Source organism: Pseudomonas sp. SJZ078 (assembly GCF_007828255.1).
In the GTDB taxonomy this organism is placed as follows: Bacteria; Pseudomonadota; Gammaproteobacteria; order Pseudomonadales; family Pseudomonadaceae; genus Aquipseudomonas.
Window position 1 is genome coordinate 52,344 of record NZ_VIUG01000018.1, and the last position, 20,692, is coordinate 73,035.

Sequence of the window (20,692 nt, forward strand, 5' to 3'; positions counted from 1 at the left end):
CACCCAACGCTGCACGCCGTTCCAAGCGGCTGCGGCCCAGCAATGAGGGACAGACATGAGCATGACCGTCGGTGATTTTCTGGTGGAACGCCTTTATGAATGGGGCGTTCGCTGTATTTATGGCTATCCGGGCGATGGCATCAATGGCGTTTTCGGCGCCTTGAACCGTGCCAATGGCAAGATCCGCTTCATCCAGGCACGTCACGAGGAAATGGCCGCGTTCATGGCCTGTGCCCACGCCAAGTTCACCGGCGAGCTGGGAGTGTGCATCGCCACCTCGGGGCCGGGTGCATCGCACTTGGTGACGGGCCTCTACGACGCCCGGATGGATCACATGCCGGTGCTCGCCATCAGCGGCCAGCAGGCCCGCGCCGCCCTCGGCGGGCATTACCAGCAGGAGCTGGACCTGGTCAGCCTGTTCAAGGATGTGGCCGGGGCGTTCGTCCAGCAGGCCAGCACACCGTCCCAGGTGCGCCATCTGCTCGACCGCGCCGTCCGCACCGCCGTGGGCGAGCGACGTGTCACCGCACTGGTCCTGCCCAATGACCTGCAAGAAATGGAATACACCCCACCGCCCCACAAGCACGGTACGGTTCACTCCGGCGTCGGCTACCGCAAACCCAGGGTCGTACCTTACGAAGAAGATCTGCGCCAAGCCGCCGAGGTCCTCAACGCTGGCAAGAAAGTCGCTATCCTCGTGGGCGCCGGTGCGCTGCAGGCGACAGACGAAGTGATCGCCATCGCCGACAAACTCGGGGCCGGCGTGGCCAAGGCGCTGCTGGGCAAAGCCGCGGTACCGGATGACCTGCCCTGGGTCACCGGTTCCATCGGTCTGCTGGGCACCGAACCCAGCGATAACCTGATGGCCGGCTGCGACACGCTGCTGATGATCGGCTCCGGTTTCCCCTATGCCGAGTTCCTTCCGCCCGAAGGCCAGGCCCGCGGGGTACAGATCGATATTCAGCCGGACATGCTCAGCCTGCGTTACCCCATGGAAGTCAACCTGCAAGGCGACTGCGCCGACACCCTGCGCGCCCTCCTGCCGTTGATCGAAGAAAAGACCGACCGCGCCTGGCGCAAGAAAATCGAGCACTGGCGAGCAGACTGGGACAAGACCCTGGAAATACGCGCCTTGGTGTCGGCCAAACCGATCAATCCGCAACGGGTCACGTTCGAGCTGTCACCCCGCTTGCCGGATCGCGCCATCATCACCTGCGACTCGGGCTCCTGCGCCAACTGGTTTGCCCGGGATATCCAGATCCGTCGCGGCATGATGTGTTCGTTGTCGGGTGGCCTGGCGTCCATGGGCGCCGCGGTGCCCTATGCGATCGCAGCGAAGTTCTGTCATCCGCAGCGGCCGGTCATCGCCCTGGTCGGTGACGGCGCGATGCAGATGAACAACATGGCCGAGTTGATCACCGTCGCCAAATACTGGCGCACCTGGGCCAATGGCACCTGGATCTGCGCAGTGTTCAATAACCAGGATTTGAATCAGGTGACCTGGGAGCAACGTGTCATGGAGGGCGACCCGAAATTCGAGGCGTCCCAGGACATACCGGACGTGCCTTATCACCTTTTTGCCGAGTCCATTGGCCTCAAGGGCATTCTCGTCGAGCAGGAGGACCAGGTCGCTGCGGCCTGGGAGCAAGCGCTGGCGGCCGAACGCCCGGTCCTGATCGAATTCCGGACCGACCCCGACGTGCCGCCCCTGCCCCCCCATATCAAACTGGAACAGGCGAAGAAATTCGCTTCGACCCTGCTCCAGGGTGACCCGAACGAGCGCGGCATCGTGGTGGAAACCGCCAAACAGGTCCTCGGCGCCCTGTTGCCGGGCCATCGCAAGGACAGGGAATAAACGCGCTACCGACTGCCATGCGCCTGCGTGCCAATATTTGACCGTCTTATCAAGTAATCGGCTGCCAGACCAGTTAAGTTAACTGGCCTGGCAGCCGATACAGAAGCGTGCGGGATATTTCGCGTTTAGCTGATGACTTGTTTATGACTGAAGATGCAGGCAACGACTCCACCAAGTTTTCCCCGGGCAAGCCAACCCGTAGTTTCACCCGACGCACCTTCCCGGCCATCATGCTCCTGCTGTTTGTCATGTCCGCGCTGGCGATTGCCCTGCTACTCAACATCACCGGGGCCCAGGACAAGCGTGCCCGGGAACAGAGCCTGTTTTTTGCCCAACGGGCCATCGACGGCATCCGCACGGGTATCGGTCGCGACCTGAGCGACTATTCCAAATGGAGCGACGCTTACCGCCATCTGCATGTAAAGGTGGATAAAGCCTGGGCCTACGACCAGGAAAATGTCGGCAGCAGCGTTTATTCGCTCTACGGTTACCAGGCCGTATTCGTCATTTCCCCCAAGGGCAAAACGGTTTACTCGGTAATCAACGGCGAAATGAGCGACGCCGATGCCAGTACCTGGCTGACGGGAGACCTGCAAAGCCTGGGAAAGACCGCCCGTACAGCGGAAAACCGTGACGAAGTCATCGTCAAGTTGCTGCACCACGACGGCGCACCCGCGTTCGTCGCCGCATCGGCCATCACCACCGGCACGGACAACAGCGTGCGCGAGATCCCGGGACCGGCCAGCCTGATGCTGTTTGTGAAAGTCCTCGACCCGGCTTCATTGGAGAATCTGGCCCGGGACTTTGCCCTGCCCGATGCCTACATCGCCCATAAGCCGGGCCCGGACGGAACGGCCGAATTGTCGCTTGGCGAGAACATCCATGAGGCCCTGGCCTGGCGACCGCCGACTCCGGGCAATGATTTGCGCAAGGTCTTGCTGCCCTTGTTGGTGCTGGCGCTGCTGATCCTGGGGATCCTGGCCCTCGCCGTGCTGCGGCATGCCTTGATGATGCTTCGGGCCCAGGAACACCAGTACGACAGCCTGTTGGCCCACCGCAAGGCGCTGGAGCGTAGCGAAGAACGCTTCCGCGACATCGCGGAGGTGTCCTCCGACTGGCTGTGGGAAGTCGATTCGGCCGGGACATTGACCTATCTGTCGGAACGCTTCGAGCAAGTGACCGGGTTCAGTCCCTCCGAGTGGCTGGGTAAGCCCCTGCATCGGCTGCTGCATCCCCACGGCGGGTCGATTTCCATTGCCCAGTGGTTGCTCGGCGGCGCCAATAATGAGTCCTCGAATTCGCTGTTGTGCGAGTACACGGCCCGCAATCAACGCATCCGCACCTGCAAAATCTCGGTCCGGGCCATTGAAGCCGGCGCCCTGGGGTTCCGCGGCACCGCCACCGATATCACCGATGAGTTGCGGGCATTGGCGCAGATCAAGCACCTCTCCCTGCACGATCCGCTGACCGGGCTGGCCAACCGCAACCGGCTGTTCGACTGCCTCAGCGAACACCTGGACCCGGTCAGCGGCGTGTCGTTGGCGGTGCTGAACCTGGACATGGACCGCTTCAAGCCGGTCAACGATTCCCTGGGCCATGCCGTGGGCGACAAAGTGTTGAAGGAGGTGGCCCATATCCTTCAACAGAACGTGCGCGATACCGACCTGGTGGCTCGTCTGGGCGGCGACGAATTTGTCATTGTCATGCCCGACCCCGGCAATGCCCACGATCTCGATCAACTCTGTGGACGCCTGATCGATTGCATGCAGCGCCCCATGCACCTGGACGGCAACACCCTGTACCTGGGCGTGAGTATCGGTGTGGCCTGGGCACACCCCGGTGACAGCCGGGCCGATGAGCTGTTGCGCCAGGCCGACATCGCCTTGTATGCGGCCAAGGCAGCCGGCCGCAACACTTGGCGCGTTTACGTGGAAGCCATGGGTAATGTGGCCCGCGACCGCCGGCGCTATGAACAGCAGCTGCGCGACGCCATGCACCGGGACCAGTTGGAGCTGCGTTATCTGCCACGTTTCGATGTCAACGCCGAGCAGTTGCACGGCTTTGAAGCCCAGACGTTCTGGCATCATCCCGAAAAAGGTGAGCTGGGTGGTTCCGACTTCATTCCGGTTGCTGAAGCGTCAGGCCAGTTGGAAGAGTTGGGGTCATGGATGTTGATCAACGTCTGTGAGGAAGCGGCGAGCTGGCCGACGCCCGTCAATGTATCCGTCGCGGTTTCGCCGAAATGGTTCAGCAGCAATTTCTTGCTCAATCAAGTGCAGACAGCCCTTGAGACGAGCGATCTGGCTCCCCATCGACTGACCCTGGAAGTGGCCGAGGGCATTCTGCTGGTCGACCACAAGACCGTCGCCACCACCCTGCATGCCCTCAAGGACCTGGGAGTGCGGATCAACATCGATAAGTTCGGCACCAACATCGCCTCCCTTCGCGAAGTCTTGAATCAACCGTTCGACGGCATCCGCTTCGATCGCAATATCCTTTCGCAACTGGGCCTGGAGCATGATCAGGAAGGCGTCCTGGCGATGATCCGGCTGAGCCGCAGCGTGGGCCTGATGGTCACCGCCGAAGGGATCGAAAACGCCCGCCAATTCAGACAATTGCGCAGCGTTGCCTGCGACCATGTCCAGGGCCCTTACTTCGGCTCGGCACTGGCCCGCTCGGAAATGGCCTCGTTCTTCACCACGCCCCGGTGGCTATAAGTAGCTCCAGACAGCCCCGGTGGAAGCGAGCCTGCTCGCGATAGCGCCTGGGCAGTCGAAATCAATGCGGCCTGACCCGATGCCATCGCGAGCAAGCTTTGCTCCCACGGTCTCTCCCCCGTACACGGCCCGTCCCGACACAACTACTTGCGGGCCTCCAGGATCAGGTTGAAGGGTGTTTCCGCTGCCCGGCGCAAGTGTCCGAAACCCGCCTCGGCAAATACCTCCCGCAACCTCGCCTCCCCGGCCTGCGCACCCAGGCCCAGGCCCACTTCCTGAGACAGCGAGTTCGGTGTACAGATGAACGTGGAAGCGGCATAGAACAGTCGTCCGACGGGGGTTATGTTCTCGTCCAGCGTGTCTTTGGCATAGGGCTCGACAAGCAGCACCGTACCGTCTGTCTTCAGCGACTGATAGGCGTGCCGTGCTGCACCGACCGGGTCCCCCATGTCGTGCAGGCAATCGAAATAGCAGATCAGATCGTAATCATCTCCCGGGAAGCTCTTCGCGGTACTTTGGACAAAGCTGACCCGGTCCTCGACGCCGCCCTCTTCGGCACGCTGCGTCGCCGTGGCAATGGAGGGCGCGTGATAATCGAACCCCACAAAGCGCGAGGCAGGAAAGGCCTTGGCCATGACGATAGTCGAAGCGCCATGCCCACAGCCGATGTCTGCCACCTTCGCACCGGCGGTGAGCTTATCGACGACCCCTTCCAGCGCCGGCAACCATTGCGACACCAGATAGGATTTGTACCCAGGCCGGAAAAAGCGTTCGGTACCGTGAAACATGCAGGGATGGTGGTCTCCCCAGGGCAGCCCTCCATCTCCGCGCATGGCCGCCACCAGCTTGTCCTTGTCGTGAAACATGGACGCGATCACCATGACACCGCCCGCCACATACACCGGTGAATCCTCGATGGCCAGCGCCAACGCCTGTTCTTCAGGCAAGACGAACTGGCCCTCGTGGTGCTCCATGTACCCGGATGCCGCATGGGCGCTGAGCCATTCCTGGATCAGCCGTGGATTGCAGCCCGTTCTGGACGCAAGTTCTTCAGAGGTGATCGGCCGGCTATCCGCCATGGCTTTATACAACCCGAGCTCATCGCCAAGGATCATATTGGCGAGCATTGCCGAGGCGCCCATGTCGGACACCAGCTTGCCCATGAACTCGTTAAGTTTTGCCTCGTCCATTACGTACCCTCCTGTAAGAAGGCCACCGTCGATACGGACATGCAGGACCTGAAAACTGTAGCGGTGGTCGGATGGATTGACACGCGGTTGCGCATTGCCGCATCACCGAGTGGGGAAACGCCTGGCGAACGCGGGAGCACGCGCCCGGCTACCCGCGCAATGATCTGCGCGGGGACTGTCAGTCTAATCCGGGAGAAGGGTTCATGGTTTCTGATGCGACACTCGGTGCGTTCGTTCTTCGCAAGCAGACTCACTTCCACAGGGTCTGGTGCTGTACGTAAATGCGGCGTACAGCCCAATCCAGTGTGGGAGCGAACATTCAACTCTTCGTGGCAGACACTCCGCTATCGCGAGCAGGCTCGCTCCCACATTGGATTTGAGGAGTACGCTGCCTTTTGCATACACCACCAGACCCTGTGGGAGCGAGCCTGCTCGCGATAGCGGCGCATCCGGCGCCGCGAGATCGAATCATTCCACCGCTAGCTCGCGCAACACGCCCCCCTCCTGTTCCAGGCGTTGTTGATACGTCGCCGCGTTCAGCAATTGATAGGGGAAATAGAGGCCCGGCGCGGTAGGCGGCTGCCCGTCCAGCCCGAGCAACCGCTCAAGGAGCAACGCGACGCTGAGGCCGGTCAGCGGTGCCGTGCCCGCCGGGTGGACGAGTGCGTGGCGTGTACGCAACGCTTCGCCCTTCTGATCCTCGCCGGCCAGTTCAATGATGATCTCTGTCGACAGGGGGCCACCCTCGCGTCGGGTCGAGCTCAGCCCGATGGCCATGTCGAATTGAACATTGGGCGCGCCCGTGGCGGCGGCCAACCCGACGACGTCGATGGAGGAGAACCCGCCAGCTTCGATGTCCCTGCCATCCACCGCACGGAAGCGGGCCCTGGCCTCTTCTCCTTCCCGCCAGACATACACCCCCTCGCGCCGGGTCATGGCGGCAGGAAGCATCCTGTTCAGGTGTTCGAAGTCAGTCGCGACCGTCGGGCCTCCAGTGTCCTGCTCATCGATCAATGCACTGATCCTGATGTCGTGTACGCGGCTGAAGGCCTCGGCCACCTTCAACGTCGACACCGTCGTGGCGCCGGCCATCCATTCGTATCCGAGGACGATAGGCGCGGCATCGGGCCGGTGCATGTACGTCGCGATTTCCGGTGCGATCTCGAAAATGCCGGACGATATGCTGAGGTGCGGCACGCCACGCCTTTGCGCGTAACGCAGCCCAGCAAGCGCGTGGTCCATGTAAAAAACCACGACACCGCTGACAGCGCGATCACCGAGCCCCAGGTCGTCAGCGCCGGCATCGATCAGCACGCCCTGGGCGTTACCGAGCTTTTCTGCGGCCCGCTGGGCCTTTGCCAGATCGCGGCCACCGATCAGCAGCGGTACGCCGGGATGGGCGGCGCGCAGCGCCTGGGCAGTGTGATGGCCAATGGCGCCAGAACCGCCCATAAACAAGATAGGATCAACAGACATGATATGTTCTCCTTGTGCTGGAAACGAAACCTACCATTAGTAGGAAGAGTCAACCCGAACATACACCCCACTACCTACCATTGGTAGGCTTTTTAACCCTGGAGCGACGAAGTGCAAACCGACATCGAGTCCCCGACCCCGTCTTCTAGCCGCCGACTGTCAAAAGCCGAACGGCGGCGGCAGTTGCTGGACACCGCGTTATTGATCGTGCGCGAGGAAGGCGCCGACCGCTTGACCCTGGGGCATCTTGCGGTGCGCGCGGGCGTGTCAAAACCGGTGGTCTACGATCATTTCGGCACTCGATCGGACCTGCTGATCGAACTTTATAAATGGATCGATACCGAACGGGTCAACGCGTTCCGTGATGCGATGACAGGCACCGAGCGGCCCCTGGAAGAAACCGCGCTGGTGCTCGCCAGTGCCTATATCCAATGCGCGGCAGACAACACCGACGAGTTCTTCGCGGTGGGTGCGGCGCTGGCAGGCAGCAACGAGAAAGCCGTGGTTTTCCAGGAACTGCTGGATAACTGCGTGCAAATGTTCACCCGTGTGCTCAAGCCCCACACCGAGCTGCCCGTGACCGAACTGGAGCGTCGTTGTACCGGCCTGGTCGGTGCGGGAGAAGCACTTGCGGGCGCCTCGATGCGCGGTCGGCATGGCAAGGACGAAGTGACCCAAGCCTTCGCGGCGCTTATCCGCGGCGCTGTACAGGACGCTGATTGAGGCTAGGTCAAGTGTCCACTGACAGTTCCTTCTCCAGGCCATCGGCAAACTTGCGCATCAGTCTGACGAATGTCTCGAACTCTTCCCCGTCCCAATCCTTGAAGACCGCACGCCCCATCCGCTCACGCGCAGCGTCGATGCGATCAGTCATCGCCTTTCCCGCCGGCGCAATGACTGCTTCGCGCACGCGGCGATCGACGGGACTTGCACGACGCGTCACCAGGCCCAGGCTTTCGAGCTTGGCAACTTGACGACTGATGGTGGTGTAGTCGCGTCCTGAACGTTCAGCCAGATCCACCACACCGATTGGCCCCAGTCGCTCAATGCCCACAAGCACGAAGAACAACGCCCGGTCGAGCCGGATGCCGGCCTCCTCGATCATTCTCTCGTCGTTCTGTGGCCGGTTCATTGCACTGACGAGACTGATCATCGCGCCATGCAGCACCTTCAACTGCTCAGAAATATGTGTATCTTGCACCTTTTTCATCGATGGCATAGCATGGCTCCTATTACGTGCATCCTACACATATTGGAGCTGCCATGACAAATCAACCAATGCTCGATGTCTTGATCTGCGGCGCTGGCACAGCCGGCCTTACCCTTGCCATCGAGCTTGCGCGACACGGCGTCTCGTTCCAATTGATCGAGAAACTGGCGACACCGTTTCCAGGCTCGCGGGGCAAGGGTATCCAGCCACGGACACAGGAAATCTTCGAGGACCTTGGCCTCCTCGACCGGATGACGGCGGCCGGTGGGCCCTACCCCCGCCAGCGTGTCTACGGTGACGACGGCAGCTATCTCGATTCGGACATGGCCGAGCAGGCCGACCCAACCCCGGCCGAACCCTATCAACGGCCATTGATGATTGCCCAGTGCGTGACGGAACAGATCATGCGCGAGCGGTTGAACGAGCTGGGCCATCAAGTGGTATTCAACCAGGAATTACTGGGCTTCGAGCAGGATGACAACGGCGTCACCGCGCGTATCGCCGGCCCGGCGGGCGAGGAGCTGCTTCGGGCCCGCTACCTGATTGGTTCGGATGGTGGGCGCAGCTTTGTGAGAAAAACCCTCGGTGTGGATTTTCCCGGCAAGACCCTGGGCGTTCGCGCCATTGTTGCCGATGTCGTGCTGACCGGTCTTGAGCGCGACGCCTGGCACCAGTTCAACGACGGCGACATGGCGCGCATGCTCGCAATTTGTCCGCTCGCCGGTACCGACCTCTTCCAGATCCAGGCGCCGATCCCGCCAGGTGCGCCGGCCGACCTCTCGGCCGAAGGGCTGACCGCCCTCACCGCTGACCGCACGGGACGTGCAGACCTGATCGTCCACTCGGTCTCCTGGGCGTCGGACTACCAAATGAATGCCCGGTTGGCCGTGCACTACCGCGTGGGCCGGGTGCTCCTGGTCGGCGATGCCGCTCACATACACCCACCCACCGGTGGACAGGGGCTGAACACCAGCGTGCAGGATGCCTACAACCTGGGCTGGAAACTGGTGGCCGTATTGAAGGGGGCAAGCGAAGAACTGCTCGATACCTACGAGGTCGAACGTCGCCCAGTAGCCGAGTCGGTGCTCGGCCTTTCGACACGCTTGCTCAATGCCCGGAAACAGGGCGGAATGCGCCGCGGTCGCGAGGTGCACCAACTCGATATCGGCTACCCGGACTCGCCGCTCGCCTGGGAACGGCCCGAACGCCAAGGTGGCATTCGCGCCGGCGATCGCGCCCCGGATGCCACGGTCCAAGGCGCGGCGGGTCAGTCATCACGACTGTTCCAGTTGTTCCAAGGGCCCCACTGGACGCTGCTTGCCCACGAGGCGAAGCTTGAGACACTGGCATCACGACCGGGCCTGCGCGTGTACCACATCGGCCCGAACGGTGATCTCATCGATACCTGGGGACACTGGCGCGATGCCTACGAAGTGACACCAGGCGAATGCGTACTGATCCGTCCGGACGGATATGTCGGTGCGATCTTTATCGCAGACCGGACAGCGGAGCTAGAGGCCTATTTGATCCGCATGGGAGTGCCTCAACTTGAAGAGGCTTCATCGCCACGACTGCGGGTGACAGCCTAAAACGAATAACGCACGGCGTTGACCCACCGGCTTTGCTCGTCGAAATATCCGAAGCTCTGCCGGTTGCCATCGAAGATGTCCAATCCGGTGCGCAACTGCCAATGGGCATCGAGGTCATAACGCATTTCCAGGGCAGCGTACTGCGCGGAATTGCGCAGGTCCTGGGCCAGATAGCCCGTCAGGTAAAGCCGGCCCTGCCACATCTCTCGCCGGATCGCCAGGCTGACGATTTCAGAGCGATCCTGATCGACGGCGTCCTTCACCTCGTCCTTCCAGAGGTTGTAGTACTGCATGCCGAAGAACCAGTCGCCGCTCAGATAATCGACCCCCAACAGCAGCTGTTGCTGGCGGTTTTTTTCAAGTTCCAGCACACCCGTCGGAGCCCTGGAGTAGCGGTACGCGTCGGGAACCAACGCCGCCTCCCCCTTGAACACCACGGGGCCGATCGGCATGGCGAACGAACCGCCGAACAGGGTGCGGCGTTTCAGCGACTCACGATAACTCAGGCCGGCCTGGGACAAGCGCGCGGTATAGCTCTCCTCCGTTTGCCATCCATGCCAGGCATTCAATGAATAGTCGATGCCTTGAAGGTTGCCGCTCCATTTCAGGGCCGGAGTCCAGTCGGCAGGCTTGCGCCAGTCCGGGTCGTCCGCTTCTGTACGGGGAATGCCCGCCAAGGCATTCCCGACGCTGGGCTCGGCGAAGCGGGAGCCGGCATCGGGCAGCAGGTCCTTGCGCGTCTGCGGGATCACCAACAGCTGTAGCGATTGATCCTCGAACACCGAACACTCGCTGTTGAGCATCGCCAGTGGCCGCCGCTGCTGGACATAGTCGCCAAAGTAGCCCTCGCGTCGGTCGAAGGCATGAATCACGTCCAGGACCCTCAGTCGATCGGCACTCCCCCAGACCACTTGTTGTACACCCAATGTATAGGTGCAACGGTCGCCCTGATACTCGGCAAACAACTCACGAGGCTCCACTTCGTGATAGTCGCCGTCGAGTTGGTTTTCCTGCAGCGCCCGGACTTGCACCTTGTATCGCCAGCCCGAATCATCCTGCCAACTGCCGCCCAACAGGGCCGAGTACTCGTTGAGGCCCCATTCACCCTCGCGCGTCAGCGCTTGCCGGGTTTCCAAACGACCATTGATATCCAAGGCCTCCAGCGAGGCGCCCTGGCAGGCACTGCTGAGCAGACTCATCGCCAACCCGGCCTTCAATGCGGTGCGTTTCATAGGCCTTCCCGTGACATGAGCAGAGGATCGATGGTGCTGTCTTCACCGGGTTGGGGCTCATCGCACAGGCCTGCGTTGGCATTGATCCACTCAGCCAGTCCGGGCATTGCCCGCACCGGTGAGCGGACCCGCTCCCAGGTGTGCAGCGCCTGTTCCAGGCGGAAGTCGACCCAACGCCTGGATGGCTCATCCAACGGCTGGGCGTAGAGCATCAGCCAAGCCACGCACTCGCCCAGGCGCAGCGTGCCAGCCGATAGGCGTTCCATCGGGCCCGCGTCGGCCAGCCATTGCCGCAGCCGCTGGGCGGCGATCTTCCCGGGCGCCGTCTGCTCCAGGTAATCCAGCGTCGCGACAGGTTGCTCCTGTACCCGCTGGCCGATAAAGGTTGCCAGCGTTTCCGACGGCCCTTCGAACAGACGGGTAATGCGTGCGTCGCGCCATAACTGGCCAATGGGGTTGTTGTCGCAGTAACCCCGCGCACCGAGCATCTGCAAGGCGGCGTCACTGACTTCACCAAGCATCTCGCTGGCCATCCATTTGACCGCCGCCAGTACCTGCGGCGGCGCCTCGGGCAGGCCTTGATCCAGGCGAAGCGCGAGATCGTCGACCCAACCGCCAATCGCGGTCGCGGCACACAGCGCATCGTCCACGACCCGTTGCGTGTACTGGTGATCCCAAAGCCGATGGCTGCCCAAACTGCGCCGGGTACTGTAGCGCATCATCAATTGCAGGCACCGCCATAGGCCGCCGACACACGTGGCCGCGATACCCAGGCGCCCATAGGCCATGGTGTCGCTGGCCACGGCCATGCCGGCGAACGGACTGCCCAGCACCCGGTCCGGGTCAACCAGCGCGGCGTCGAAATGCAGTTGATTCTGCACCATGCCTTTGAGCCCCAGGGTCAGCGCCTCGCTGCCCTGGCGCATGCCTGGTTGCTCGGCATCCAGACACAGGCCGACGAAACCGCAGTCGCGCCCCTGTTCATCGAGATGCCGGGTGAATACCGAGATCACCCCCGCCCAGGCGGCAGACCCCGACCAGGACTTGCTCCCGTTCACCCGGAACCCCTCCTTCTCCCGCAGGGCCGTCGCCGACAGGCCGAGAGGATTGGAGCCTGCGCCGTGTTCGGTCAAGGCAAACGCGGCGAGTATCCGTCCGCTGGCCAATTGCGGCAAATAGCGCTCTTTGATGGCCGGTGAACCAAAACGCTGGATGGGGCGAATACCCAGCCCGTTGTTGAGCCCCACGAAAAAGGCCAGCGTCAGGTCAATCGCGCCCAACTGACGCTGAACCCGCAGCAGTTCGAAATTCGATAACCCCAACAGGCCACCGTCGCGTTCGGCCACCTGCATGCCCAGCAAGCCTTTGTTGCCCAACGCCAGTACCCAATGCGGGGGCAGGCAACGACGCTCGTCCACCAAGCGGAAATCCAGGCGCCTGGCCCAGTTCCGCAGCCAGGCATTCAACTGCACCACCGCCGGTGTATCGGCCAGGACACCCACCTCGGGCACCATCCTTTCGTTCAACGCTTACGCTCCTGTAGACGGATCAACCAATGGGCCGTCTCATGCACCAGATCTTCCAACGATTGACGGGGAACAAACCCCAATTGCTGCCGGGCCTTTTCGGTTCGGTAATGGACCTGTCGGCCCAACAAGGCCACCACGTCAGCCGAGAGCCGCAGCGGAACCCAACCAATCAGCAGATCCAACGGACGTAGCAAGGCGACGATCCAGGCCAGTGTCCGGGGACGCCAGCGTGGCGCCTTGACGCTCAGCGCGTCCGCCATGCAGCCGAAGAGTTCGCGGTAGCTGATGTTGTGGGCGCTGAGGATGTAGCGCTCACCGCGCTGCCCGCGGTCCATGACGGCTTGCAGCCCCTGCACCAGGTCCCGCGCACCGATAACGGCGATGCCACCAGGTGGAATGAACGGCAGGCGCCGGTACCGGAGGTCGAGCATGACCTTGCCCCAGCCATGCAGCACATCGCAGTGGGAGGCAATGACCGCCGACGGGCAGGCAATCACGATGTCCATGCCTTCGGCGCAGAAACGGCGTACCTGCTCCTCGGCCTCCCGCTTGCTGTGCATATAGGCCAGGCGAAACGCATCGCCGTTATAAGCCATGGTTTCATCCGCTTGCCGGGCCGGGTAACCCACGGCGGCAATGGACGATACGTGCAGGATGCGGCCGACACCGGCAGCGCGGGCGGCCTGCAATAAATTGACCGTCCCTTGCACATTCACCGCGAACATCCGTTGGCGCTCGCTCTCATAGGGCAAGGCCAGGCCGGCGGCGTGATAGATCCTGGTAACGCCACGGAGTGCCGGGGCAAGGCTGGCCGGAACCAGCAGATCGCCCTCACGCCAGTCCAGGCGCTCTCGCAAGCCCGCCAGCGCCGGGGCCGGATCCTTTGGCAGCACCAGCACCGCCACGGTTTCCCCCTGCTCCAGCAACCAACGCACGATATGACTGCCCAGGCACCCACTGGCCCCTGTGACCAGAATCATGGGCACAACCCCGTGGCCAGCGCCAAGGAAACATTGAGCCCTCCAAATGCGAAGGAGTTTTTCAGCCAGGCCTGGACATCCGCTTTACGCGTGCCCTCGGTCACATAATCCAGGTCACATTCCGCATCCGGGCCCAGGTAGTTGAGGGTGCCGGGAATCTGCCCATGCATCGAGCCCATCAGGCCGCCAATCAACTCCACCACACCCGCAGCCCCCATCAGGTGACCGATGGCCGATTTCACCGAGGAGACGCATAGCTGCGATGCGTGACTGCCAAAAACCTGCTTGATCGCCGCGGTCTCGCAACGGTCGTTGAGCAACGTGCCAGTGCCATGAGCGTTGATATAGCCGAACGTCTCGGCGGGTAACCGACTGTCCGCGATGGCCTGGCGCATCGCCTGGGCCGGGCCATCCACGGAGGGCTTGAGCAGGTCGCCGGCGTCGCTGTTGACGCCGTAGCCCAATACCTGGGCCAGGATCGGTGCACCCCGGGCCTGGGCGTGGGCCAGGGTTTCCATGACCAGGACACCGCCGCCCTCACCCAGCACCATGCCCCGGCGACCGAAGGAAAACGGTCGGCAGGTATCCGGGGCCATCGCCCGCAAGGCCTCCCAGGCTTTCCACACCAGTGCGTTGAGACAGGCGTCCGTGCCACCCGCCATGACCAGGTCGGCATCACCGTGGCGCAGGAGGCGATAAGCCTCGCCAATCGCCTGAGTCGAAGACGCGCATGCCGTGCTGATCGTCAGGGCGGGCCCTTTGAAGCCGTACTTGAGGCTCAAGTGGCTGGCGGCGGCGTTCGCCATGACCCGTGGCACGGTCCAGGGCGCCAGGGTGGAGCTGCGGGCCTGGTAGAGATCCAGGTAAGCGTTGTGCAACGACTCGCTGCCGCCCACCGCCGTGCCCATGTAAACCGCACAGCGCGTCGGATCAACCTGTGCCAGGTCGATCGCGGCCATGTCCACGGCCTCGGCGGCGGCCAGCAAGGCGAACTGGCTGGCACGGTCCAACAGCAGCAACTCGTTGGCACTGAACCGGTCGACCAGGGCGTCCTCAGGCGCCGCGCCGGCGTTGCAGGTCGCACCAACCGCCTCGCTCAGACCGGAGACCGGGCCAATGGCGCCACGCCCTTGGGCCAGACCGTCCCATAACGCCTGGCGGCCGACGCCAAACGGCGAAACGCAGCCAACCCCAGTGATGACGACGGCGTTCATGAAACGGCTCGTTGGGTGGACAACTGTTCGGCGAGTATTTCCACCAGGCGATGCACTGAACTGATGTCGGTATGGCTGTAGGCGGAGAGATTGACGCCAAAGCGCTTTTCAATCGCGTAAGTCAGCTTCAACACGTCCAGCGAGTCGAGCCCCAACTCCTCCACGCTCAGTTGGACGTCCATCTCCGTGATGTCCAGTTCCAGGGTGCTGGCCAGTAGATCCAGTACCAATGCTTGCAGCGATTGCGTCGACATAAATGACTACCCGGGATCAGTGTTCAGTGCGCAATGCACGTTGGGTGAACTCAGCATCAGCGACGCCGAGGTTGATGCTGACCTTCTCGACGATCAGGCGCGTGCTCTTGTTCGCAGCCAGGTTGTGCATGGTCTGAGCCGTCGGTCTGCTGAAGCCGTCGACGACTTGCAGGCCCTCGGTCTTGAGCTGTTTGACCAGCACGCCCTGGCGATCGAAATAGTCCACCTGCACCGGGTAGCGACTGGCTTCCTCGAGGTAGTAGACCTTGCGCGAATAACCGGACACGTCCGCCTCTTCGCTTTTTGCCTTCGCCTCGATACGCCGACAGGCCGGCCAGCTCAGGCAAGGCTCGGGAGACGCCAGGCTGGTGAACTGATAGCTGTCCAGCTTGTAGTCTTCAAAATCTTCGTAGGTGAAGTCCGTGCCCATGAACCAATTCTGCTTTTGCGAGCCCGCCAGGCGCCGCAGGCTTTTGGTCGATGGGGTGTAGGACCAGATATCGTTGATGGCCTTGCCACTGTCTTCGATCAGCAGCGCTACGTTCTTTACGGCTGCCGGAGCGGTAAAGCGCACCAGGGTCCCCGTGCGATCGCTCATTCGCTTGTCCAGGCGGCTGAGCTGGCGGGTGAACGTCAAGCGCTCGCCTTCCAACAATTCCATGCGGTAATCGACCCTTTCATCCGCCGCTTTCATGCGGCGATCGGAATCGCGCATGACCGACAGCGCATCGTCGGCATGGGCTGGCCCGATGCACATCATCAACAGGGAAAAAGTAACAGGCAGCTTGTTGTTCATCCGAAGTTCCTGAGCTTGAGAGTGTCAACCGCCGGGATGCGGAATACGTGGCGAATGGCAGGCATCGCCGCAAAGGGAATGATCACCAACGCCGGCAGAATGACTCGCCAGAAATCGCTGAAGGCAGGGTCGGTGTTGATCTTGAACCAGACATCGGTCAGGCGATGGTTGAGGACGGCACCAAGGCCATATCCCAGGGGGATGGCGACAACGCCGGCGACTACGGCAATGCTCAGGGTTTCACAGAGCATGATCAGTGACACGCTGCGGTCGCTGAAACCGAGGATCCGCAGCACGCCGTACTCACCGCGCCGCCCCACGATGCTGAAGTTCATGCTGGTGATGGCGAACAACAGGGCGATGGCGATGCTCATCAGCGCCGAGATATGGATGATCACCCAGATGTGCGAGCTGATTTCGAGAATGGAAGCGACAATGTTCTGCTTGGACGTTACCCGTACCACGCCCGGCAAGGCATAGATCGCGGCGTCGTCCAGGCCGCTGCTTCCCGCGTCGACCAGGTAGGCGCCGGTGAATTGTTCATCGAGGGCCAACATGCGCTGGGCGAAACGTCGAGTGGTGATGATTTCGCCCGGCAGCGCCCCGGAAAACACCCCGACGACCTTGGCTGGATAGAGATTGCCGCGCACCTTGAGGGTCAGCCGGTCGCCCGGACCAACGCCCTGTGCGATAGCGATACGACGCTCGATCACCAAAGCTTCGAGGTCGCCGTCCAACAGCATCCGGCCTTCCATGAGGTTCACGTGACGCACGCCGTCCGCCGGTTCGATACCCAGCAGGCTGGCGTTGTCCAACTGGCCCTGGCCGCTGACCTGGGCGCCGCCCTTGACGAAGGTCGACCAGCGACTGCCAGGCGCCAGGCCATCGAGACGGGCGATGTCCTCGTCCCACCAGGCCACGTCCAGGTCCACCACGCGGCTCCAGTTGTCACGCTCGACGTTGCTGATGGCGGTGCGCTCCATCGACGTCAGGGAAATGTAGAACGCGATGGTGATCGCGATACTCGCTGACATGGCCAGGACCGTCACCAGGCTGATGCGCCAACTGCGCAGCAGATTGCGCAACGAATAGCGGAACCAGAAAGGTCCGCCAATGTGTCGCAGGCAAGCCACCATGCGCAGCGCCAGGGTTTGCTCCTGACCGGCGCCAACGTCACGTAAGGCGTCCATGGGTGTAATACGCAGGATGGAGCGCATAGGCAGGTACATGCCCAAGGCAACGGTACCGCACAGCAACAGACCGGCTCGCCACAGATAAGGTGGCTTGAACAGCAGTTGTGGCTCCGGCATGCCGATGGCTCGCGCATAGTTCAAGCCGAACGCATACATGTCGAACAGCGCGAAGCCACAGCCCAGGACCAGCGCCAGGACGATCAACATCAATGCCGGCAAGCCGTAGGCACAGGCCACCTGTCGACGGCTATACCCCAGGGTCAGGAACATGGCGATCAGCGGCCGCTCTTCCTTGGCCCACTGATACATGAGGAAGAACACCACCAGGGTCGACGACAGCGCAAAAATCAGCACCACCGTGGGCAGGAAGACCTTGAAGGTATTGAGGTCCAGCTCGAGGAACTTCTGGCTGAACTGTTCCTGGCGTGGCAATACATAATCCACCGCCAGGCGAGACTGCGCCCGCTCGGTGATGCGCTGCTTGACCTGCGTAAGCGAGGCGTCCGGCGACAGGCTGAACAACAGGCTGTTGATCGCCGAGAAGCCCAACTGCTGGTGCATCAGCGCCTGGTCGGCAAACAGCACGCACAGCGAACCGTTACTGGGCACATAAACGCTGGGGTTGAGGGGCGCAACCAGGTATTCGGGACTTTCGACAATCCCGATCACCTCCACCGGGTATTCGGCCCGGCCGGCGGTGAAGTTGAAACGATCCCCCACGCCCTTGCCATGGAACTGCGCGCAGTTTCGCTCCAGAGCGATCCCGGTGGTCTCCATGGCATCGGGCAGGCGCCCCTGCAAAACCTTCAAGCGGTTGATCGCCAGGAAGTCCTGCGCGGGCGCACTGACCATCAATCCAGCGACCGGCTGTTCATCGCCAAGAGGCGCCAGCCCGGGCATGAGCAAGCGATGATGAATGGCGGTCACGCCGTCGATGTCATCGAACGCCGGCAGGTTGATCAGGTCATCGGGGGCAAAGATCACCTCCAGCTCCGCCATGGCGGCATTGGACTGGATGTCCTCGACGGTGCTGAACAAACTGTCGATGGCCGAGTAGGCACCCACCAGCACGCCAAAGGTCGAGGCACAGATTAGCGCAATGGTCAGCAACCGATAGCGAATCACCCGAACCGAGCGCAGCACATGCCGCACCAGCATGTTCATGAGTCGGCCCTGTGCAGGTTGCCCGAGCGCATCTCATAGACATGGTCGGCATGCTGCCCCAGCCCGGGGTTGTGCGTAACGATCACCACGGTGATCTGCTTCTCTTCCTGCATCTGGCGCAACAGTTCGAACACCCGCATCCCGGTCTCTTCATCCAGGCTGCCAGTGGGCTCGTCCGCAAGAATCAATTGCGGCTCCTTGATCAGCGCCCTGGCGATCGCCACCCGCTGCTGCTGCCCGCCCGACAGCTTGGAGGGGAATTTCTCGGCATGCTCATGCAGCCCGACCTTACGCAGGTACTCCTCGGCACGCACGTGGTCCCGTGGCGTGACCGAACGGATCGGCTCAAGACCGGTCAACACGTTCTCCTTGACCGTCAACGTCGGGATCAGGTTGTGGAACTGGAAGATGAACCCCACGCGCTCGGCCCGGAACCGGGTCAAGGCCTTGAAGTCCATGCTGTCCAGGCTCGCGTCTCCCACGCGCACCTGGCCCTCGTCGGCTCGATCCAGGCCGCCGAGTATGTTGAGAAGCGTGGTTTTGCCCGATCCGGATATACCCCGGATTACTGTCATGCTGGCACGGGAAATGTCGAGGTTGATGCTGTTGAGCACCAGACTGCGTTCATCGCCGCTGGGGTAGAATTTTTTCAGTCCAGTCAAGGAAATCAAAGGAATATCCATTTCGTCTACAACTCCAGGTCAGAGCGCTGCTTCAGCCAGATCGAGTCCGAAAACACCATAGCGTTTGGTCCGACGCATCCCGAGATTGCGTGCCAGCACGTAGCTGGACGGGTTGCGATCATCGATCCACATGGTGTCCACCCGTTCGAAGCGCGGTTCGGCATAACGGACGATTTCCTCACCGATCAACCGCCCAAGACCGCGTCCCTGTACCGACGGATCGGCACCGATCAAAGCAATGACCGCCCCGTTGACGCTGCGCTTGTAGCGTCCCAACTTGAATAGATCGAACAAACCGAAGTGGCCCTTGAGCTGGCTCAATATCTGGTTCAGATCCGGCAAAATCACAAAGAACGCCACCGCTCGACCGTCGAGCTCGATCAGCTTGATCCCTTCCAGGTCGATGAAGGCTTTCACGCTGTCGATATGAAACTTGAAGCTGGCCTGGGAGATCGGCGCGACTTCGTAGTTTTCGGCAAAGGCGCTGTTGAACAGGCAGCGGATCTCTTCCAGATTGGACTTGAGGTCGGCCCGCGTAGCCGTGCGCACACTGAACTGGCTGCCGGGCAGCACTTTTTCGCTGCGGTTGGCCTTGCGTCGCGCACGATACTGCTCGGCATCGACACCGTAGGTGCTGAAGGTGAACGCCAGGTCGAAGCCTACCTGCTTGAGGGTCTCGGCATACCAGAGCGGGTTATAGGTTTGCAGCAGCGTCGGGGGACGTCCATCCAGGTCCTCCAGCAGCAGCGCGGCGTCCTGGGTCGAAGTGTAGCTGTAAGGCCCCAACAACCTGGATTTGCCCCGAGCCCGGGCCCAATTGGCAACCGCCTCAAACAAGGCACGCGCAACGGCAGGGTCTGGGGTCACCTCAAAGAAGCCGAAGAACACATGCTCGTCGCCGAAACGCTGGTTGTACTCGGCATGGATGCTCACGCTTATCCGGCCTTGCGCCTGTCCCTGTCCGTCCACCGCCAGGAAATGCTCGATCTGCGCTTCGCGAAAGAACGGATTGTGGCGTGGCGACAGGATGCGCTTCATGTCACTGCGCAGGGGCGCCACCCACTTCGGATCGTCGGCGTACAAGCGGAAAGGCAGCTCGATGAACTGCTTCAGGCGCTTGGCGGTGTTCACTACTTCAATCGAGATCATGAGGCATCCAGTAGTTGTTGCATGTTGCGATGACGGGCTTCGAAGATGCGGTCCATGTAGGCATCCACAAACAGCCGCTCCAGCAATGCCCCCCCTATCGCCTTGTAGGTGACCCGATCGGTATAGAGCGTGCCGCCGGCCGCCGCTGCGACCCGATGTTCGTGCCGGAAGGCACTCAACGGCCCCTTGATCATCTCGTCGATGAAGTACTCATTCTCCTTGACCTCGCGAATGGCCACGGTCCAGTTGGCCGGGATGAACCCGAACATCCAGTGCCGGAAGCGGAACTGGCGTCCCTGGGCGATCCGTAGATCGGCGATGTCGATGTTGCCCAACGGAGTGACCCGTTCAGGGAAAATCTTTGGGAAGTTGACTCCCTCCATGCAGAAATCGAAGACCTGCGCACAACTACGCCCTTTGATCAGCGTGGTTTTTTCCAATACCGGCATTCGGGCTTCCTC

The 20,692-nt window shown here is 61.8% G+C and carries 17 protein-coding genes; 4 read left to right on the forward strand and 13 right to left on the reverse strand.

Features of this window, described 5'->3' with window-relative positions; genetic code table 11:
* Window positions 1-55 precede the first annotated feature (55 nt).
* Window positions 56-1,855, forward strand: coding sequence for a thiamine pyrophosphate-requiring protein (locus tag FBY02_RS16870; RefSeq protein ID WP_144929409.1), 1,800 nt, complete (start codon window positions 56-58; stop codon window positions 1,853-1,855).
* A 143-nt stretch (window positions 1,856-1,998) separates the two neighbouring features.
* Window positions 1,999-4,572, forward strand: a complete 2,574-nt coding sequence (locus tag FBY02_RS16875; RefSeq protein WP_144929410.1) for an EAL domain-containing protein — start codon at window positions 1,999-2,001, stop codon at window positions 4,570-4,572.
* A gap of 143 nt (window positions 4,573-4,715) precedes the next feature.
* Here the strand turns inward: FBY02_RS16875 and FBY02_RS16880 are convergent, their stop codons facing one another.
* On the reverse strand, window positions 4,716-5,762 hold the full coding sequence (locus tag FBY02_RS16880; protein ID WP_144929411.1) for a class I SAM-dependent methyltransferase: 1,047 nt from the start codon (window positions 5,760-5,762) through the stop codon (window positions 4,716-4,718).
* Between the two features lie 468 nt (window positions 5,763-6,230).
* Window positions 6,231-7,238: an NAD(P)-dependent oxidoreductase gene (locus FBY02_RS16885; protein ID WP_144929412.1), complete on the reverse strand. Its 1,008-nt coding sequence runs from the start codon at window positions 7,236-7,238 to the stop codon at window positions 6,231-6,233.
* Between the two features lie 111 nt (window positions 7,239-7,349).
* Between FBY02_RS16885 and FBY02_RS16890 the strand changes: the two genes are divergently transcribed.
* A complete protein-coding gene (locus tag FBY02_RS16890; RefSeq protein ID WP_178111948.1) occupies window positions 7,350-7,961 on the forward strand; it encodes a TetR/AcrR family transcriptional regulator in 612 nt (203 codons plus the stop codon).
* Between the two features lie 7 nt (window positions 7,962-7,968).
* Here the strand turns inward: FBY02_RS16890 and FBY02_RS16895 are convergent, their stop codons facing one another.
* A complete protein-coding gene (locus tag FBY02_RS16895; protein ID WP_144929413.1) occupies window positions 7,969-8,457 on the reverse strand; it encodes a MarR family winged helix-turn-helix transcriptional regulator in 489 nt (162 codons plus the stop codon).
* A 44-nt stretch (window positions 8,458-8,501) separates the two neighbouring features.
* On the opposite strand from FBY02_RS16895, the gene FBY02_RS16900 reads away from it, so the two are divergent.
* Window positions 8,502-10,037: an FAD-dependent oxidoreductase gene (locus FBY02_RS16900; protein ID WP_144929414.1), complete on the forward strand. Its 1,536-nt coding sequence runs from the start codon at window positions 8,502-8,504 to the stop codon at window positions 10,035-10,037.
* On the opposite strand, the gene FBY02_RS16905 is transcribed toward FBY02_RS16900, so the two are convergent.
* From FBY02_RS16905 to FBY02_RS16950, 10 genes are read right to left on the reverse strand one after another with little or no spacing between them, the layout of a single operon-like run.
* On the reverse strand, window positions 10,034-11,269 hold the full coding sequence (locus FBY02_RS16905) for a hypothetical protein (protein ID WP_144929415.1): 1,236 nt from the start codon (window positions 11,267-11,269) through the stop codon (window positions 10,034-10,036). The genes FBY02_RS16900 and FBY02_RS16905 overlap by 4 nt on opposite strands.
* Window positions 11,266-12,795 (reverse strand): acyl-CoA dehydrogenase family protein, encoded by a 1,530-nt coding sequence (locus tag FBY02_RS16910; RefSeq protein WP_144929416.1) that lies wholly within the window; start codon window positions 12,793-12,795, stop codon window positions 11,266-11,268. Before FBY02_RS16910 ends, FBY02_RS16905 begins: the two co-directional genes overlap by 4 nt.
* The gene (locus tag FBY02_RS16915) at window positions 12,792-13,778 is read right to left on the reverse strand and encodes an NAD-dependent epimerase/dehydratase family protein (RefSeq protein WP_144929417.1); all 987 of its coding nucleotides are present in this window, start codon (window positions 13,776-13,778) and stop codon (window positions 12,792-12,794) included. Before FBY02_RS16915 ends, FBY02_RS16910 begins: the two co-directional genes overlap by 4 nt.
* Window positions 13,775-14,992, reverse strand: a complete 1,218-nt coding sequence (locus FBY02_RS16920; protein ID WP_144929418.1) for a beta-ketoacyl synthase — start codon at window positions 14,990-14,992, stop codon at window positions 13,775-13,777. Before FBY02_RS16920 ends, FBY02_RS16915 begins: the two co-directional genes overlap by 4 nt.
* On the reverse strand, window positions 14,989-15,246 hold the full coding sequence (locus FBY02_RS16925) for an acyl carrier protein (RefSeq protein WP_055134400.1): 258 nt from the start codon (window positions 15,244-15,246) through the stop codon (window positions 14,989-14,991). Before FBY02_RS16925 ends, FBY02_RS16920 begins: the two co-directional genes overlap by 4 nt.
* 16 nt (window positions 15,247-15,262) lie before the next feature.
* Window positions 15,263-16,042, reverse strand: coding sequence for an outer membrane lipoprotein-sorting protein (locus FBY02_RS16930; RefSeq protein ID WP_144929419.1), 780 nt, complete (start codon window positions 16,040-16,042; stop codon window positions 15,263-15,265).
* A complete protein-coding gene (locus FBY02_RS16935; protein WP_144929420.1) occupies window positions 16,039-18,399 on the reverse strand; it encodes an ABC transporter permease in 2,361 nt (786 codons plus the stop codon). The genes FBY02_RS16930 and FBY02_RS16935 overlap by 4 nt, the downstream gene beginning before the upstream one ends.
* On the reverse strand, window positions 18,396-19,082 hold the full coding sequence (locus FBY02_RS16940) for an ABC transporter ATP-binding protein (RefSeq protein WP_144929421.1): 687 nt from the start codon (window positions 19,080-19,082) through the stop codon (window positions 18,396-18,398). Before FBY02_RS16940 ends, FBY02_RS16935 begins: the two co-directional genes overlap by 4 nt.
* An 18-nt stretch (window positions 19,083-19,100) precedes the next feature.
* Complete coding sequence (locus FBY02_RS16945; RefSeq protein WP_144929422.1) at window positions 19,101-20,231, reverse strand: hypothetical protein; 1,131 nt, start codon at window positions 20,229-20,231, stop codon at window positions 19,101-19,103.
* Window positions 20,228-20,680, reverse strand: a complete 453-nt coding sequence (locus FBY02_RS16950; protein ID WP_144929423.1) for an SRPBCC family protein — start codon at window positions 20,678-20,680, stop codon at window positions 20,228-20,230. Before FBY02_RS16950 ends, FBY02_RS16945 begins: the two co-directional genes overlap by 4 nt.
* Between the last annotated feature and the right edge of the window lie 12 nt (window positions 20,681-20,692).

Bases quoted from the DNA above. Each gene is read 5' to 3' on its own strand.
- FBY02_RS16870 (WP_144929409.1), top strand. From the start codon at position 56: ATGAGCATGACCGTCGGTGATTTTCTGGTGGAACGCCTTTATGAATGG.
- FBY02_RS16875 (WP_144929410.1), top strand. From the start codon at position 1,999: ATGACTGAAGATGCAGGCAACGACTCCACCAAGTTTTCCCCGGGCAAG.
- FBY02_RS16880 (WP_144929411.1), bottom strand. From the start codon at position 5,762: ATGGACGAGGCAAAACTTAACGAGTTCATGGGCAAGCTGGTGTCCGAC.
- FBY02_RS16885 (WP_144929412.1), bottom strand. From the start codon at position 7,238: ATGTCTGTTGATCCTATCTTGTTTATGGGCGGTTCTGGCGCCATTGGC.
- FBY02_RS16895 (WP_144929413.1), bottom strand. From the start codon at position 8,457: ATGCCATCGATGAAAAAGGTGCAAGATACACATATTTCTGAGCAGTTG.
- FBY02_RS16900 (WP_144929414.1), top strand. From the start codon at position 8,502: ATGACAAATCAACCAATGCTCGATGTCTTGATCTGCGGCGCTGGCACA.
- FBY02_RS16905 (WP_144929415.1), bottom strand. From the start codon at position 11,269: ATGAAACGCACCGCATTGAAGGCCGGGTTGGCGATGAGTCTGCTCAGC.
- FBY02_RS16915 (WP_144929417.1), bottom strand. From the start codon at position 13,778: ATGATTCTGGTCACAGGGGCCAGTGGGTGCCTGGGCAGTCATATCGTG.
- FBY02_RS16920 (WP_144929418.1), bottom strand. From the start codon at position 14,992: ATGAACGCCGTCGTCATCACTGGGGTTGGCTGCGTTTCGCCGTTTGGC.
- FBY02_RS16925 (WP_055134400.1), bottom strand. From the start codon at position 15,246: ATGTCGACGCAATCGCTGCAAGCATTGGTACTGGATCTACTGGCCAGC.
- FBY02_RS16930 (WP_144929419.1), bottom strand. From the start codon at position 16,042: ATGAACAACAAGCTGCCTGTTACTTTTTCCCTGTTGATGATGTGCATC.
- FBY02_RS16935 (WP_144929420.1), bottom strand. From the start codon at position 18,399: ATGAACATGCTGGTGCGGCATGTGCTGCGCTCGGTTCGGGTGATTCGC.
- FBY02_RS16940 (WP_144929421.1), bottom strand. From the start codon at position 19,082: ATGGATATTCCTTTGATTTCCTTGACTGGACTGAAAAAATTCTACCCC.
- FBY02_RS16945 (WP_144929422.1), bottom strand. From the start codon at position 20,231: ATGATCTCGATTGAAGTAGTGAACACCGCCAAGCGCCTGAAGCAGTTC.
- FBY02_RS16950 (WP_144929423.1), bottom strand. From the start codon at position 20,680: ATGCCGGTATTGGAAAAAACCACGCTGATCAAAGGGCGTAGTTGTGCG.